The 15,734-nt window shown below is 64.2% G+C and carries 15 protein-coding genes; 4 read left to right on the top strand and 11 right to left on the bottom strand.

Going from position 1 to position 15,734, the window contains the following annotated elements:
• Window positions 1–146: 146 nt before the first annotated feature.
• From acpP to C8K18_RS00910, 7 genes are all read right to left on the bottom strand, one after another.
• The gene (acpP, locus tag C8K18_RS00940; RefSeq protein WP_004197638.1) at window positions 147–386 is read right to left on the bottom strand and encodes an acyl carrier protein; all 240 of its coding nucleotides are present in this window, start codon (window positions 384–386) and stop codon (window positions 147–149) included.
• A gap of 150 nt (window positions 387–536) precedes the next feature.
• Window positions 537–1,286 carry a 3-oxoacyl-ACP reductase FabG gene (gene fabG, locus C8K18_RS00935; RefSeq protein ID WP_006051936.1) on the bottom strand — a complete coding sequence of 250 codons (750 nt, stop codon included), beginning with the start codon at window positions 1,284–1,286 and terminating at the stop codon, window positions 537–539.
• Between the two features lie 73 nt (window positions 1,287–1,359).
• Window positions 1,360–2,295: an ACP S-malonyltransferase gene (fabD, locus tag C8K18_RS00930; protein ID WP_107706442.1), complete on the bottom strand. Its 936-nt coding sequence runs from the start codon at window positions 2,293–2,295 to the stop codon at window positions 1,360–1,362.
• 103 nt (window positions 2,296–2,398) lie between these two features.
• Window positions 2,399–3,388: a beta-ketoacyl-ACP synthase III gene (locus tag C8K18_RS00925; protein ID WP_006051934.1), complete on the bottom strand. Its 990-nt coding sequence runs from the start codon at window positions 3,386–3,388 to the stop codon at window positions 2,399–2,401.
• The gene (gene plsX / locus C8K18_RS00920) at window positions 3,388–4,494 is read right to left on the bottom strand and encodes a phosphate acyltransferase PlsX (protein ID WP_006051933.1); all 1,107 of its coding nucleotides are present in this window, start codon (window positions 4,492–4,494) and stop codon (window positions 3,388–3,390) included. Before plsX ends, C8K18_RS00925 begins: the two co-directional genes overlap by 1 nt.
• Before the next feature lie 123 nt (window positions 4,495–4,617).
• Window positions 4,618–4,797, bottom strand: coding sequence for a 50S ribosomal protein L32 (gene rpmF / locus C8K18_RS00915; RefSeq protein ID WP_006051932.1), 180 nt, complete (start codon window positions 4,795–4,797; stop codon window positions 4,618–4,620).
• A gap of 102 nt (window positions 4,798–4,899) precedes the next feature.
• The gene (locus C8K18_RS00910; RefSeq protein ID WP_029967796.1) at window positions 4,900–5,544 is read right to left on the bottom strand and encodes a YceD family protein; all 645 of its coding nucleotides are present in this window, start codon (window positions 5,542–5,544) and stop codon (window positions 4,900–4,902) included.
• Window positions 5,545–5,850: 306 nt separating this feature from the next.
• On the opposite strand from C8K18_RS00910, the gene C8K18_RS00905 reads away from it, so the two are divergent.
• Together C8K18_RS00905 and C8K18_RS00900 are read left to right on the top strand one after the other, a co-directional pair.
• The gene (locus C8K18_RS00905) at window positions 5,851–6,468 is read left to right on the top strand and encodes a Maf-like protein (RefSeq protein ID WP_107706441.1); all 618 of its coding nucleotides are present in this window, start codon (window positions 5,851–5,853) and stop codon (window positions 6,466–6,468) included.
• Window positions 6,465–7,184, top strand: a complete 720-nt coding sequence (locus C8K18_RS00900; protein WP_006051929.1) for an SAM-dependent methyltransferase — start codon at window positions 6,465–6,467, stop codon at window positions 7,182–7,184. The genes C8K18_RS00905 and C8K18_RS00900 overlap by 4 nt, the downstream gene beginning before the upstream one ends.
• A 90-nt stretch (window positions 7,185–7,274) precedes the next feature.
• Here the strand turns inward: C8K18_RS00900 and C8K18_RS00895 are convergent, their stop codons facing one another.
• Genes C8K18_RS00895 through C8K18_RS00880 form a run of 4 tightly spaced genes read right to left on the bottom strand, consistent with a single transcriptional unit; the run spans window position 7,275 to window position 10,416 of the window.
• The gene (locus C8K18_RS00895; protein WP_029967802.1) at window positions 7,275–8,270 is read right to left on the bottom strand and encodes a S49 family peptidase; all 996 of its coding nucleotides are present in this window, start codon (window positions 8,268–8,270) and stop codon (window positions 7,275–7,277) included.
• 40 nt (window positions 8,271–8,310) lie between these two features.
• Window positions 8,311–8,730: a Rieske 2Fe-2S domain-containing protein gene (locus C8K18_RS00890; RefSeq protein ID WP_053858560.1), complete on the bottom strand. Its 420-nt coding sequence runs from the start codon at window positions 8,728–8,730 to the stop codon at window positions 8,311–8,313.
• Window positions 8,727–9,386, bottom strand: coding sequence for an HAD-IIIA family hydrolase (locus C8K18_RS00885; RefSeq protein ID WP_006051926.1), 660 nt, complete (start codon window positions 9,384–9,386; stop codon window positions 8,727–8,729). The genes C8K18_RS00890 and C8K18_RS00885 overlap by 4 nt, the downstream gene beginning before the upstream one ends.
• Window positions 9,379–10,416: an RluA family pseudouridine synthase gene (locus C8K18_RS00880; RefSeq protein WP_107706440.1), complete on the bottom strand. Its 1,038-nt coding sequence runs from the start codon at window positions 10,414–10,416 to the stop codon at window positions 9,379–9,381. The genes C8K18_RS00885 and C8K18_RS00880 overlap by 8 nt, the downstream gene beginning before the upstream one ends.
• 727 nt (window positions 10,417–11,143) lie before the next feature.
• On the opposite strand from C8K18_RS00880, the gene C8K18_RS00875 reads away from it, so the two are divergent.
• Window positions 11,144–14,434: an Rne/Rng family ribonuclease gene (locus tag C8K18_RS00875; protein WP_107706439.1), complete on the top strand. Its 3,291-nt coding sequence runs from the start codon at window positions 11,144–11,146 to the stop codon at window positions 14,432–14,434.
• Window positions 14,435–14,623: 189 nt separating this feature from the next.
• Window positions 14,624–15,733 (top strand): GTP 3',8-cyclase MoaA, encoded by a 1,110-nt coding sequence (gene moaA / locus C8K18_RS00870; RefSeq protein ID WP_107706438.1) that lies wholly within the window; start codon window positions 14,624–14,626, stop codon window positions 15,731–15,733.
• Window position 15,734 lies beyond the last annotated feature (1 nt).

The following is a 15,734-nucleotide window of genomic DNA, read 5'->3' as shown; positions in this document are numbered from 1 at the left end:
AAACTTGCGCTGTCAACATCGCTGGCTCCTGCATGGCAACTCTTGCGACAAGCGGCGTGGCAAAACACGCCAGCCCCGATAGCGTCGGCAACCGACGCGGCAGGGCGTCATGCGCCGCGAACGCAGAAACGCAGGCGCGAATGACCTTAGGCCTTGACGTTTGCGCGAGCGTAGTCGATCGCTTGCTGAACGGTGGTGATCTTCTCGGCTTCTTCATCCGGAATTTCCATGCCGAATTCGTCTTCGAGGGCCATCACGAGTTCAACCGTGTCCAGCGAGTCGGCGCCGAGGTCGTTCACGAACGAAGCTTCGTTCTTGATTTCAGCTTCGGCCACGCCCAGTTGTTCTGCGACGATCTTCTTGACGCGCTGTTCGATATTGTCCATTACCCCTCCAAGGGAAAGAAGTTCAAAAATACAGGTGCGCGCATTTTATCAGGTTTGACCCGGCAAAAAAGCGGCGCATCAGGTTGCTGTCAAGGCATGCGCCTTACGCATTCGCAAACGCATCAAGGCGCGGATAGTAACCGAATTTGGTTACGACATGTACATTCCGCCGTTCACATGCATCGTCGTGCCGGTGATGTAACCGGCTTGCGGCGACGCGAGGAATGCGACAGCGTGCGCGATGTCTTCCGGGCTGCCGAGACGGCCCAGCGGAATCTGCGTTTTCAGCGCGGTTTGCTGCTCTTCGGGCAACGTGCGCGTCATGTCGGTATCGATGAAGCCAGGCGCCACGCAATTCACCGTGATGCCGCGGCTGCCGATCTCGCGTGCGAGCGCGCGCGTCATACCTGCCACGCCTGCTTTCGCCGCGGCGTAATTGATCTGCCCAGGGTTGCCCGCCGAACCGACCACCGACGTGATGTTGATGATGCGCCCGCCCTTCGCCTTCATCATCGGACGCAGCACCGCGCGCGACAGACGGAACACCGACTTCAGATTGGTGTCGATCACCGCATCCCAGTCGTCGTCTTTCATGCGCATGGCGAGTTGATCCTGCGTGATGCCGGCGTTGTTCACGAGCACGCTGAGCGTGCCGAATTCCTTCACCGTGCCGTCGATCAGCGCTTCCGCAGCCGCTGCGTCGTTCACGTCGAGCACCGCGCCGCGACCGCTCACGCCGGCTGCATTGAACGCTTCGCTGATCGCCGCGGCGCCGCTTTCGCTGGTCGCCGTGCCGATCACGGTGGCGCCCTGGCGCGCGAGTTCCATGGCGATGGCGCGGCCGATGCCGCGCGAGGCGCCCGTTACGATTGCGATGTGCTTGTCGAGATTCTTTTCCATCTGTCGATCCGAATGCCCTTCGCAGGGCTGATTGATTGCCGATACGAGTTGCCGCGTCTGTGCGGCGTCGCGCTTAGCCTGCTGTCACGAGCTTGAGCGTTTCCTCGAGCGAGGCCGGATCGAACACCGAAGCGCCGACCAGATTGCCGTCGATGCGTTTGGTCAGGCCCGCAAGGACCTTGCCCGGCCCGCATTCGACGACGTGCGTGATGCCTTGCGCGGCCATTGCCTGCACGCTCTCGACCCAGCGCACCGCACCGGCCGCCTGACGCACCAGCGCGTCTTTGATCTGCGCCGGCTCGTTGACGATCGCGACGTCGATATTGTTGATGACGGGGATCGACGGCACCTTCACGTCGACGCTCGCCAGGTACTCGCGCAGTTGATCCGAAGCGGGCTTGAGCAACGACGAGTGGAACGGCGCAGACACCGGCAGCGGCAACGCGCGCTTCGCGCCCTTCGCTTTCGCCACTTCGCACGCTTTCTCGACAGCAGCCTTGTGCCCCGCGATCACGACTTGCGCCGGCGCATTGAAATTGACCGCTTCGACGACGCCTGCAACCGACGCTTCCGCGCACACCGCGCGCACCGTGTCGTCGTCGAGACCGAGAATCGCGGCCATGCCGCCTTCGCCGACAGGCACTGCCGTTTGCATGGCCTGCGCGCGAAAGCGCACGAGCGGCACGGCATCGCGAAACGCGATCGCACCGGCCGCGACGAGCGCCGTGTATTCGCCGAGGCTATGACCCGCGACGATAGCCGGCGCCGGGCCGCCCGCCTGCTGCCACGCGCGATAGATCGCGTAGGCCGCGGTGAGCATGACCGGCTGCGTGTTGGTGGTGAGATTCAGATCTTCGGCGGGACCTTCGGCGATCAGCTTGCCGAGGTCCTGATTGAGCGCGTCGGAGGCTTCCTGAACCGTCTCGCGCACGATGGCGTGATCGGCAAACGCGTTGAGCATGCCGACCGATTGCGAACCCTGTCCGGGAAAAACGAACGCAAATTTCATATCGTCCCCAAAAACGATTTAGTCAGATGTAGGCGCGCGGCTTCAAAGCGCGCGGACGCGGCGCAAGGCGCCCTGAAAGGCGCCGCCGGAAATCGGCCCGTTATCAGTAGCGGATGACCGACGCGCCCCACGTGAAGCCGCCGCCGACGCCTTCGATCAGCACGTTCTGGCCGCGCTTGATGCGGCCGTCGCGCACCGCGACGTCGAGCGCGAGCGGAATGGACGCCGCCGACGTATTGCCGTGCTCGCCCACCGTGACGACCATGCGTTCCTGCGGCAAGCCGAGCTTGCGGCAAGTGCTTTGCATGATGCGGATATTGGCCTGATGCGGAATCAGCCAGTCGATCTGATCGGCCGACAGGTTCGCTTTCTCGAGCGCCTCGACCGCGACCTTTTCCAGCACGTTGACGGCGAGCTTGAAGACCGCTTGCCCGTCCATGTGCAGGAACGCGCTGCCCGCCACCACGCCGCCGTTTACGTTGCCCGGCGTGCAGAGAATGCCCGAATGGCTGCCGTCCGCGTGCAAAGCGCTGGCCAACACACCCGGCTCAGCCGATGCCTGCAGGATCACCGCGCCGGCGCCGTCGCCGAACAGCACGCAGGTCGTGCGGTCGTTGAAATCGAGAATGCGCGAGAACGTCTCCGCGCCGACGACGAGCGCCGTGCGATGCTGGCCGCCGCGAATCAGGCTGTCCGCCATTGCCACTGCGTAGGCGAAGCCCGAGCAGACGGCCTGCACGTCGAAAGCCGCGCCGTGATTCTTGATGCCGAGCTTGTTCTGCAACAGGCACGCCGTGCTCGGAAACACGAAGTCAGGCGTGGAAGTCGCGACGATGATCAGGTCGATGGCTTGCGGGTCGATGTCCGCCGCTTCGATCGCGCGCTGCGACGCGAACTGCGCGAGGTCGCTCGTGGTGACGTCCGGATCGGCGAAGTGGCGCGCATGGATGCCCGTGCGGGCCACAATCCATTCGTCGCTCGTCTCGACGCCCTGCTTCGCGAGACGCTCGGCGAGGTCCTGATTGGTGACGCGCGCGGGCGGCAGATAGCTGCCGGTGCCGAGGACGCGGGAATAAATTGTCGATTGAGCCATTATGCCTTCGAGGATTGCGCAGCGTAGGGCTCGGCCGGCTGGCCTGCGATGGGGCTTGCGTGGCCCGCACCGCTTGCGTCGCGCGCCGCCTGTTCAAGAGAACCCGCGTTCTCTTCCATCGCTTGCGCAAGGCGCTCCAGCACGCCGTTTTTGACGGCATCATACCCGCGTTTGATAGCCCACTCAAACGCGTAGGCGTCTGCCGAACCGTGGCTTTTGATCACCAGTCCGCGCAGGCCGAGCAGCGCGGCACCATTGTATTGCCGATGATCGACGCGCTTCTTGAAACGCATCAACACGGGCAATGCGAGCACCGCCATGACTCGCGTGAGCCAGGAACGGCCGAACTCTTCCTTGATGATATTCGACAGCATCTGCGCGAGGCCTTCGGACGTCTTGAGCGCCACGTTGCCGACGAACCCGTCGCACACGATCACGTCGACCGTGCCTTTGAAGATGTCGTTGCCTTCCACGTTGCCGTGGAAGTTCAGTGTACTCGCGCGCAGCAGTTCACCGGCACGCTTGATGGTGTCGTTGCCCTTGATGACTTCTTCGCCGATATTGAGGAGGCCGATGGTGGGCCGCTCGCGGCCTTCGAGCGCGGACACGAGCGCGTGCCCCATCTCCGCGAATTGCAGCAGATGCTGCGGTTCGCAGTCGACGTTGGCGCCCAGGTCGAGCATCATCGTGTAGCCGTTGGGGTTCGGCAAGGCGGACGCAATCGCCGGGCGCTCGATGCCCGACAGCGTTTTCAGCACATAGCGCGACACCGCCATCAGCGCGCCGGTGTTGCCGGCGGAGACGCAGGCTTGCGCCTCGCCTTCCTTGACGCGATTCAGCGCCACGCGCATGGACGAATCTTTTTTCTTGCGCAGCGCGACTTCGACCGGATCGTCCATCGCGACGATCTCGGAAGCGGAAACGACCGTCAACGCCGACAGGTCCTGAGCCTTCAACTTCTTCAGCTGCGCACGAATCGCACTTTCAATGCCGACGAGCAGCAACTGCGCGTCGGGATGCGAGCGAACGAAGTTGACGGCAGCGGGAACGGTCACGGACGGGCCGTGGTCGCCTCCCATGCAATCTATCGTGAGCTTTACTGTCATGGAGTGCGGCGAATTTCAGACATAAAAAAGCGGCAATTGAATGCCGCCTTTTTGCCGAGCCGGAAAATGTCAAGCGAGCTGATCGCCACGCGAAACGCCAGTGGGCGCAACGCAGTGAAACGATTAGTCGTTCTTCGTCTTGACGACTTTCTTGCCGCGATAGTAGCCGTTCGGGCTAACGTGGTGACGCAGATGCACTTCGCCCGTGCTCGGTTCCACGGCCAGCGGCGCTGCCGTCAGGAAATCGTGCGAACGGTGCATGCCGCGCTTCGACGGCGACTTCTTGTTTTGTTGAACTGCCATGACTAACTCCTAAAAATTTTCCGAATTCTAACACAGCCCGACACGGTGTCCGCCACTGGCCGAATGGCCTATGCGCCCCGCTTCGCGCTCCCATGCAACTGTTCAGTGCTTCTTGTCGCCCGGCTCACCGCGCTTGAGACTTTCGAGCGCCGCGAACGGATTCGGCCGCTCGGGCTCTTCGCCCTCGCCAGCTTCGTCCAGCGCGGCTTCGTCGCCCTCGCCCTCGGCACCGGCCGCACCAGAGACGAGACTCTCGTGCACCTCGGGACAAACCTCGTGCTTGGGCACAAGCGGCAAGGAAAGCAGCAACTCTTCCTCGATCAGGTCGATGAGATCGAACTGGCGCGAGCCCACGATCACTTCGACTTCATCTTCGTCGAGCGGAAACTCTTCGGCTTCCGCCTCAGTGCTGACGATCCGGTAGGTCGCGTCGACATTGAAGGCCTGCGAGTACGGTGTCATGCACCGCTGACATTCGAGCCATGCCGCGCCGTGAATCGCCAGCCTCAAATACGGCTGGGGACCCTCGGTGCCGTCGTCCTGCAATTCCGGCTGCGTCGACCCTTCGGCTTGCCAGGTGAACCCGGTATCGCGGTCTGGCGCTTCTGCCGGGACTTCGTTTAACATGCGCGGCAGTTGCGAGACGCGCACGACACCCGCGGCCTGCCGGCCGCTCCGCGCAAATTCGAACAGATCGAGTTCATGCGGGTCGGACAGACCTGCAGGTTTGCCAGGATGTTGAGTCATGTGCGCTCCTGCGTCGGCAAAGGTTTCGCCGCTTTTTGCTGTTGGTCGACGTTTGTTTGTTTCGCGCCGCCAAATCGCGGGGTAAATCAGTTGCGAGAATGCCCGCGTAACTTCGGCAATGTGCCCGGCAGTTCTTGATTTGCTCTCGATCTGCTTCAGCACGCACCGAGCCCGCCTGACGCAAGCATACCGATGAAAAGCCCAAAATCATATCCGTTTTGTCTTTTCGAGTCAAACACTTAAGCCCGTACCGGCGTGGCCTTCGCGCAACCCTGTATGCCCCGCCCTTCAAGCCGTTGATCGACCATGCCAGATTCCCCAAAAAGCCCGCCACGCCTGATTCTGGCGTCGAGTTCGCCGTATCGCCGCGAGTTGCTCGAACGCCTGCGCGTTCCATTCGACGTGGCCGTGCCCGCGATCGACGAAACGCCGCATGCCGGTGAAACGCCCGAGGCCACCGCTTTGCGGCTCGCCGAGGCGAAAGCACGCGCCGTGGCCCGGTCATTTTCGCCGGATCAGGCGGTGCTCGTGATCGGCTCCGACCAGGTCGCCACCTACGACGGCCTGCAAATCGGCAAGCCCGGCACGCACGACAAGGCGCTCGCCCAATTGCAGGCGATGCGCGGCCGCGAGGTCCTGTTCCATAGCGCGCTGTGCCTGTTCGACAGCCGCTCGGGGGCCGCACAGACCGTCGACGTCGTCACTCGCGTGCAGTTTCGCGACCTGCCGGATGCGGCGCTCGAAGCCTATCTGCGCGCCGAAACGCCGTATGACGTCGCCGGCAGCGCGAAGTCCGAGGGGCTCGGCATTGCGCTGCTCGAAGCAATCCACTCCGACGATCCGACCGCACTCATCGGCCTGCCGCTGATCGCGCTGTCGGGCATGCTGTTGACGGCGGGCTATCCGCTATTGGGGGCGCGATGAGCGGCACGCTCTATCTGATCCCGAACACGCTAGGCGAAGGCGACGCGGACGCGCTCGGCGCTGTCCTGCCCGCTCCCGTGCGCGCCCGGGCCGCGGCGTTGCAGTATTACATCGGCGAAAACGCGAAGACCACGCGCGCGTTCCTGAAGAAAGTGGGCACCGAGCGGCCGATTCAGGACATCGAGATCCGCGAACTGAACGTCAACACGCCGGCCGGCGAAATCGACAAACTGCTCGCGCCGCTACTCGCCGGCACCGACGCGGGCCTCGTCTCCGAAGCGGGCTGCCCGGCGGTAGCGGACCCCGGCGCGCTGCTGGTGCGTCGGGCGCACGAGCGCGGTGTGAAGGTGGTGCCGCTCGTCGGGCCTAGCTCCATTTTGCTGGCGCTAATGGCTTCGGGGCTCAATGGACAAAGCTTTGCATTCCACGGCTATTTGCCGGTCGATGCGGCAGAGCGGGCAAAACGTCTGCGCGATCTTGAAATGCAATCGCGCAAGGGCAAGCAGACGCAGATTTTTATCGAGACGCCGTACCGCAACCGGGCGCTGCTCGACACATTGCTCGCCACCTGCGCGCCGTCGACGCTGGTTTGCGTCGCAGTCGACCTGACGCTGGACACCGAAACCATCCGCAGCCACACGGTGGCGGACTGGAAGAAGAAACCGGCGCTCGACTTGCACAAGCGCCCCGCCATTTTTCTGATATTGGCGGCGTGAGATGAAGGCGGCTGAAGTGTGAAGACGGGGACCGCGCGGCTAATCCCGGCGCGCGGCACGAGCCCCACAAGCCTTTCCGGCCGCCTCGCCTCAGCGCAAACCTAGCTTCCCGCCAAGCGCCAACGCGTGTACCGCGCCATTGCCCACGGCCGCGCCGAATTTACGCGCGACGCGGTCGGTAATGCTTTCCTTGACCGTGTAATCGACGATATCCGGCGCCTTGATGATTTCGCGCGCCACGTAGTTCGCGTCGCCAAAACCATCGGCGAGACCGAGTTCGACACTCTTCTGGCCCGTCCAGAAGAGGCCGGAGAACATATCCGGCGTCTCATGCAGACGCTTGCCGCGGCCCTGACGCACTGCTTCGATGAACTGTGCGTGGATCTGGTCGAGCATTTCCTGCGCGTGCTGGTCCATCTTCGGCGTTTCGGGCGAGAACGGATCGTAAAAACCCTTGTTCTCACCCGAGGTGTGCAGCCTGCGCTGAATGCCGAGCTTGTCCATCAGCCCGGTGAAACCGAAGCTGTCCATCAGCACGCCGATCGAGCCGACGATGCTCGCCTTGTCGACATAAATCTTGTCCCCCGCCGCCGCGGCGTAGTACCCGCCCGACGCGCACATGTCGCCGACCACCACATAAAGCGGAATTGACGGATGTTTCGCGCGCAAACGCCGCATCTGGTCGTAGATAATGCCCGCCTGAACCGGGCTGCCGCCGGGGCTGTCGCAGCGGAGAATGACGCCCGCCGTGCCGGAGTCTTCGAACGCGCTTTCCAGCGCGGCGCTGATATCTTCGGCGTTCGCACGCGTATTCGCCGATATTTCGCCTTCGAGCGCTATCAACGCCGTGTGACGGCCGGAAGCCGCCAGCTTGTCGCCGGAAAAATCGAACACGGTCCAGACGACGAAAGCCACCAGGGCCAGGAAAAGCAGACGGAAAAAGATTTTCCAGCGGCGCGCGGCCCGTTGTTCATTGACAGCGGCAAGCGCGATGCGCTCGAGCGCCGCGCGCTCCCAGCCGGGTTCGGCGTTAGCGCGGCCGTTCGTGGACGGCTCTTTGGATTCAGGCGTCAAGTTGTCGGACATTCAGGCTTTTCAGTAAGGGAGAAAGACGGGGCGACGCCGATCAGGACTCGATGGGCCGCAGTTCGCCGTCGGGAAGCCAGAAAACGGCGCGGCCTTCCGGGGTATCGCGTTCGTCGACCTGGAGCGCTCGCAGCCGCCCGCCACGGCACGGACCGCCTACGCATTTGCCGGTGTCCGGCGCGTAAATTGCCCCGTGGGTGGCGCACATCAAGTATAAACCCGACGATTCGAAGAACTGACCCTCTGCCCAGTCCAGCTCCATCGGCACGTGCGCGCAGCGGTTCAGATAGCCGTAGGCGCGACCGTCGTAGCGGACGAAAAACACCACGACTTCTTCGGCGCCGACTCGCGCGGCACGCCGAACGCCAATGCCGCCGTCGACCAGTTCCTCCGAACGGCACACGCGCACGGCCTGCGCCGCCTCGGTTGCCCGCCCGCCGGGCTCTTCCGCCGAACTCATGCGTTGTCCTTCAGCCAGCCCGACAGCGCGCTGATGCTCGACGCCATATATTTCGGCGACAGCGCGCTCAGCGAGTCCGCCGGATGCGCGCCGTAGGTCACGCCGATACCCGCGACGCCCGCGTTGATCGCCATCTGCAGGTCATGTGTCGTATCGCCGACCATGACCGTGCGCACCGGGTCCTGCCCCAGTTCACGCGTCAGTTCGTGCAACATGGCTGGATGCGGCTTGGAGAACGTTTCGTCCGCGCAGCGCGTACCGTCGAACAGGCTCGTGAGCCGCACCTGATCGAGCGCACGATTCAGGCCGACGCGGCTTTTGCCGGTCGCGACCGCCAGCAGATAGCCCTGATCGCGCAGCTCCTGGAGCATCTCGCGCACGCCGGCGAACAACTCCGTCGTCTGATCCTTTACCAGATAGTGAAACCGGTAGCGCTCGGCGAGCCGCGGGTAGTCGGCCGGATCGAGCGTGGGCGCGGCGATCTGCAGCGCGTCGCGCAAGCCGAGGCCGATCACATAGCTCGCCGCTTCGTCCGCGGGCACGGGCAAACCGAGATCGCGGCACGCCGCCTGAATGCTGCGCGTGATGTGCGCAGTCGAATCCATCAGCGTCCCGTCCCAGTCGAAGACGATCAGGTCAAATTGCTCTCTAGCCATGCGGTGCCGTCTCCGGGTATGACCCATTTCGTAATTCGTTGAGCTGCGCGATGAAATTGCGGCACTCGGCCGGCAATGGCGCCTCCAGTTGCAGCGGCGCGCCGGTGGCCGGATGCGTGAGCTTCAGGCGGTAAGCGTGCAGGAACATGCGCTTGAGCCCCGGCTTCGCGTTCGAGCGGGCGAGCGCCTTGTTCAGCGCAAAGTCGCCGTATTTTGCATCGCCGACGATCGGCAGCTCCAGATGCTGCAAATGCACGCGTATCTGATGGGTGCGGCCCGTCTTCAGCTCCGCCTCCAGCAGCGCGTAGTCCGGCCAGCGGTCGATCAGGTTGAACACCGTGTGCGACGCCAGACCGTCGGCCTGCACGCGCACGCGCCGCTCGCCGTCCGCGGTCAGATACTTGTGCAACGGCTCCTTTACCACCCGACGACGGCCCCAGTCGCTCGCCCATTCGCCGTGGACGCACGCATAGTACCGCTTGTCCATTCGGTTCTCGCGGATCTGGTCGTGCAGATTGACGAGCGCCGAACGCTTCTTGGCGAGCATGAGGATGCCGGACGTCTCGCGATCCAGCCGATGCACGAGCTCGAGGAACTTCGCCTGCGGGCGCGACTGGCGCATCTGCTCGATGACGCCAAAGGCGACGCCACTTCCGCCGTGCACCGCGACGCCGGCCGGTTTGTCGATGACAAGAAGATGCTCGTCTTCGAAAATGATCCTGAATTCGGCGCTCGGAACCGGCGCCGACGGCACCGTTTCGTCATGTTGCGCGACGCGGATGGGCGGCACGCGCACCAGATCGCCCAGTTCAAGCCGGTACTGCGCGTCGATACGGCCCTTGTTGACGCGCACTTCCCCGCTGCGCAGGATGCGGTAAATATGGCTTTTCGGCACGCCTTTGCAGACGCGTAACAAAAAGTTGTCGATGCGCTGTCCGGCCGCACTGTCGTCGATCTCGATGACGGAGACCTGGTCGCTCGCGACCGCGCTTGTTACCGATTTCTGGGATATTTTGCCTAACTCTTTCATTCTGAATATAATTTGCCCAGCAGTCTGCGGCGGCCGGCGCAGTGTCCGGAATTCGGGCGGACTGCGCAGGTGCAAGCGTAAATCGTTATTTTACTTGTGCCGGGGGCTGGTTGCTCGCCCTGAAAATGAGATGCAACAAGTTGCACGCACGAAGTCAGTACCCGGCAGGGACGGCGCCCACAGGCGCGTTCGGTCAAGGTCGGCTTCGACGGTAACGGAATTTTGGTAAAAAAGAATTTAACTTCCAGCTTCGGTATCGGGCGGCGTTACGCCCGGCTGTACGAAGCTGCAGGTTGCGAAAATACGGCGTGCGCCCGTGGCGTCTTGTAGAAAGTGCAAGACTTGGCGACGTCAAAATGAGGCGAGACACCCCCAGCAGGAAAAGACGCGCCTCTTGCGCGAACTTCCCGTTGCGGCATGACCGCAGCCTTCGACCCTCCGGTCCCGCGCCCAGTCGGCGCGCCGGCGAGGGGGACGTGGGTTTATGAAGGTCTGCCGGCAGAACCCGCGGCGTGTCGGGTCGTTATTTGAAGCCGTGTTCGCATGTGCCCTGCGGCACCGCGCTCCTTTGTTTGTGGAGCCGGGCCCTCTCAGGCAATTCTCCCGCCATTCTTCCCGCTCCAGCGTGCTTGTGAAAACACAATAAGGCGCGGCATGCCGCTGCCTCCCGCTCTCGCGCCTGACAACCGCGGAGCGGAGGCCGGCCGAGCCGCTCTGGAGCCGTTCAATGAAACGCATGTTGTTCAATGCGACGCAGCAGGAAGAACTGCGCGTCGCCATCGTCGATGGGCAAAAACTCATCGACATCGACATCGAAACCGCCGGGCGCGAACAGCGCAAAGGCAACATTTACAAGGGCATCATCACCCGCATCGAGCCGTCGCTCGAAGCCTGTTTCGTCAACTACGGCGAAGACCGCCACGGTTTTCTGCCGTTCAAGGAAGTCGCCCGCCAGTATTTCCGCGACGGCGTCGACATGCGCTCCGCCCGCATCCAGGACGCGCTCAAGGAAGGTCAGGAACTGATCGTTCAGGTCGAAAAAGAAGAGCGCGGCAACAAGGGCGCGGCCCTCACCACGTTTATCTCGCTCGCGGGCCGTTATCTGGTGCTGATGCCGAATAACCCGCGCGGCGGCGGCGTGTCGCGCCGGATCGAAGGCGACGACCGTCAGGAACTGCGCGAAACCATGGCGCAGCTGCAATTGCCGGAAGGCATGAGCATCATCGCGCGCACGGCCGGCATTGGCCGCAGCGCCGAAGAACTGCAGTGGGACCTGAACTACCTGATGCAGCTGTGGCGCGCGATCGAAGCCGCGTCGCAAAGCGGTTCGGCCGGCCAGCCGATGCTGATTTACCTCGAATCGAGCCTCGTGATTCGCGCGATTCGCGACTATTTCCAGCCGGATATCGGCGAAATTCTGATCGACACCACCGAAATCCATGACCAGGCGCGCGCCTTCATGGACATCGTGATGCCGGACAACGTCAGCAAGGTGAAGCGCTACCACGACGACGTGCCGCTCTTCTCGCGCTTCCAGATCGAGCATCAGATCGAAACGGCGTACTCGCGCACGGTGCCGCTGCCGTCGGGCGGCGCGATCGTGATCGACCACACGGAAGCACTCGTCGCCATCGACGTGAACTCGGCCCGCGCCACCAAGGGCGCCGACATCGAGGAAACGGCCGCGCGCACGAACCTCGAAGCCGCCGACGAAGTCGCGCGCCAGTTGCGTCTGCGCGACCTGGGCGGCCTGATCGTGATCGACTTCATCGACATGGAGTCGGCCAAGAGCCAGCGCGAAGTCGAACAGCGCCTGAAAGACGCGCTCAAGCACGACCGCGCGCGCGTCCAGATGGGCAAGATTTCGCGCTTCGGCCTGATGGAACTGTCGCGTCAGCGTCTGCGTCCGGCGCTGTCGGAAGGCAGCCACGTGACCTGCCCGCGCTGTAACGGCACGGGTCATATCCGCGATACCGAATCGTCCGCGCTGCAAGTGCTGCGGATCATTCAGGAAGAAGCGATGAAGGAAAACACCGCGGCGATCCATTGCCAGGTGCCGGTCGAGGTGACCGCCTTCCTGCTGAACGAAAAACGCTCGGAAATCAACAAGATCGAGTCGCGCTTCAAGGTCAACGTCGTGCTGGTGCCGAACAAGCATCTGGACACGCCGCATTACAAGCTGGAACGTCTGCGTCACGACGACGCCCGTCTGGACGAGCCGCGCGCTTCGTGGAAGATGGCCGAGGAAGCGGCTCGCGAACTCGAGTCGGAAACCGGCTACAGCAAGCGCACCGAAGAAGTGAAGCCGAAGCAGGAAGCGGCGGTCAAGGGCATCACGCCCGAGAAGCCGGCGCCGAGCGCGCCGGTTCGTCCGGTCGCGGCACCGGCTCCGGTTGCGGTGACGCACGCGAGCGGCGGCTTCATCGGCTGGTTGAAGAATCTGTTCGGCGTACAGCCGGCGGCGCCGGCACCGGTTGCGCCGGCTACGACAGAAAAGCAGGCCCGTCCGCAGCGCGGCGAACGCACGGAGCGCGGTGAGCGTACCGGCGAACGCGGCGGCGATCGTAACCGCAATCGCCGTGGCGGCGCGGGCGGCCGTGACGTGGCAGCGCGTGGTGAAGGTGCAAACGGCGGCCGTCAGGGCCAGCAGCCGTCGCAGCGTCGTGAGGAACGCGAACCGCGTGAAGGACGCGAGGGACGCGAGGTTCGGGAACCACGCGAAGGCCGTGAACCGCGCGAGGCACGGGAAGCACGCGAACCGCGTGCCAACCGCGAACCGCGTGAGAACCGTGAGCCGCGCGAAGCACGCGAAGGCCGTGAAGGCCGCGACCGCGACACCCGCGGCGCCGACCGTGCCGAGGCAGTCGAAAGCACCCCGCGTGGCGAACGCCAGGAACGCGGCGAGCGTCGTGAACGTGGCGAACGTGCTGAGCGCGGCGAGCGTCGCAAGCCGCAGACGGAAACCGCGGACGCGTTGACGCAAGCCGATACCCAGATCGCAGAGGACGTGGCGCAAAACCAGGCCGCCCTCACTGAAAACGTTGCGCCGGTCGATCAGGAAGCGGTGGCGCGTGAGGGCGAAGAGCGTCGTCGTCGCCGTCGCGGCCGTCGTGGCGGTCGTCGCGAGCGTGAGGAAGACGTCAACGGCAATCTGGCTGCGGACGTCGCGGAAGCCGAAGGCGACAACGCCAACGTGAGCGAGGACGCACCCGTGCGCGTCGCCCAGCAGCCGGTGGAACGCAAGCCGGAAGCGAACGAAGCGAATGAAGTGGCGCCGGTGGAAGTCGTCGTTGCCGCCGTCGCGACCGAAAAGGCTGTCGTCAGCGAACTGCACGCGGCCACGGAAACGCCGGCCCTCGCCGCCGAAAAGGCTGCGAAGACCGAAACGATCGTGCCGGTCGCGGAACTGCCGGCTGCTCCGGCTGCCGTCGAACCGGTTGCCGAAGCGCCGGTCGCCGACACTCCGGTCGCGCCCACCGCGCCCGCCGAACCGGCTCAGGCAGTCCTCGCGGCTGCGGAAACGGTATCGTCGGCTGCAGAACCGGTCGTTCATGAAGAAGCACCGGCTGTTGCGCCGGCCGCTGAAGCGCAAGCTGCACCGGCTCACGTCGAGCCGGCCGCTCCGGCCGAAGTAGTCGCCGCGCCGGTCGCTGAGCCCGCGCCGCAAGCCGAAATCGTCGAGCCGAAACCGGCCGCGGACGAAGCCGCGCCGGCAGTGGAGCCGGCGATTGCAGCGCCGTCGCAAGCCGTGCAAGCCACGCAGGCAGCAGAGGTGTCGCATGCGGCCAAGCCGGCTCAGGCGTCGTTCAACGGCGGGGTTTCGGCGGAAGCGCTGAAGCCCGTGCTGGAGAAAGCCGGTCTCGTCTGGGTGAATACGGACGCCGACAAGCTGCGCGCCGCGCAGGAAGCGGCCGCGCAGACGGTGAAGCCGCCGCGCGTCGTGCGCGAACGCAAGCCGTTGCCGCCGACCGACAGCGCGCCGATGCAGCAAGTGGAAACCAACAGGCATCCGCAGTAAGTCTGCGAAGCCGCTTTCGAAAAGCCCGCCTCACCGGCGGGCTTTTTTTCGCCCGAAGAACCGCAGTCAGCCCGCAGCCAGTAGCCATCCCCGTAAACCCCGAAGGCGCCCGCCCTCGCCCTGCTGGAACATGCATTTCCGATAGAATGAAGGACTCGCCTTCCCGGTTTGGCGCAACCCAAGCAACCCATGTCACGACGCATCATCCCTGTTGCCGATCTCAGCGCGGCGCCGGTCATCTCCGGTCCGCTGCAAACGCCTAGCGGCGCGCTGCATGACACGCTCGCGCGCCCGCTGCGCGACCTGCGCATTTCGGTGACGGACCGGTGCAATTTCCGCTGCGTCTACTGCATGCCGCGCGCCGTGTTCGACAAGGACTATGCGTTCCTGCCGCACAGCGCGTTGCTGACCTTCGAGGAAATCGAACGCCTTGCGCGGCTCTTCGTCGCGCATGGTGTCGAGAAAATTCGTCTGACGGGCGGCGAACCGCTGCTGCGCAAGAACCTCGAATTCCTGATCGAGCGGCTCGCGCAACTCACCACGCCGGCCGGCCGGCCGCTCGACCTGACGCTGACCACCAACGGCTCGCTTCTCGCGCGCAAGGCTCGCAGCCTGAAAGACGCGGGCCTGACTCGCGTGACGGTCAGCCTCGACGCGCTCGACGACACGCTGTTTCGCCGCATGAACGACGCGGACTTCGCGGTAGCCGACGTGCTCGACGGCATTGCCGCCGCGCAGGCTGTGGGTCTTGCGCCCGTGAAGGTCAACATGGTGGTCAAGCGCGGCACGAACGACAGCGAAATCGTGCCGATGGCGCGCCATTTCAAAGGCTCGGGCACGGTGCTGCGGTTCATCGAGTACATGGATGTCGGCACGTCGAACGGATGGAACATGACCGAAGTGCTGCCTTCCGCCGATGTCGTCGCGCGCATCGCCGAGCATTTCCCGCTTGCGCCGCTCGAAGCGCATAGCGCCGCGGAAACCGCGCAACGCTGGGGTTACGCGGACGGAAGCGGCGAGATCGGCGTGATCTCCAGCGTCACGCGCGCGTTCTGCGCAAGCTGCACGCGGGCGCGCCTTTCGACCGAGGGCAAGCTGTACCTGTGCCTGTTCGCATCGGCGGGCCACGACCTGCGCGCGCTGCTGCGCGCCGGAGCGAGCGACGCCGACATCGCGACGGCCGTCGCCGAAATCTGGCAAGGCCGCGGCGACCGCTACTCGCAACTGCGCGGCAGCAACGCGGCCGACTCCGGCGCGCAGGATGCCCGCCGCGTCGAAATGTCGTACATCGGCGGCTGAT

The organism is Paraburkholderia sp. GV068, from assembly GCF_003058125.1.
In the GTDB taxonomy this organism is placed as follows: domain Bacteria; phylum Pseudomonadota; class Gammaproteobacteria; order Burkholderiales; family Burkholderiaceae; genus Paraburkholderia; species Paraburkholderia graminis.
This window is presented reverse-complemented; position numbering and strand designations above follow the sequence as displayed.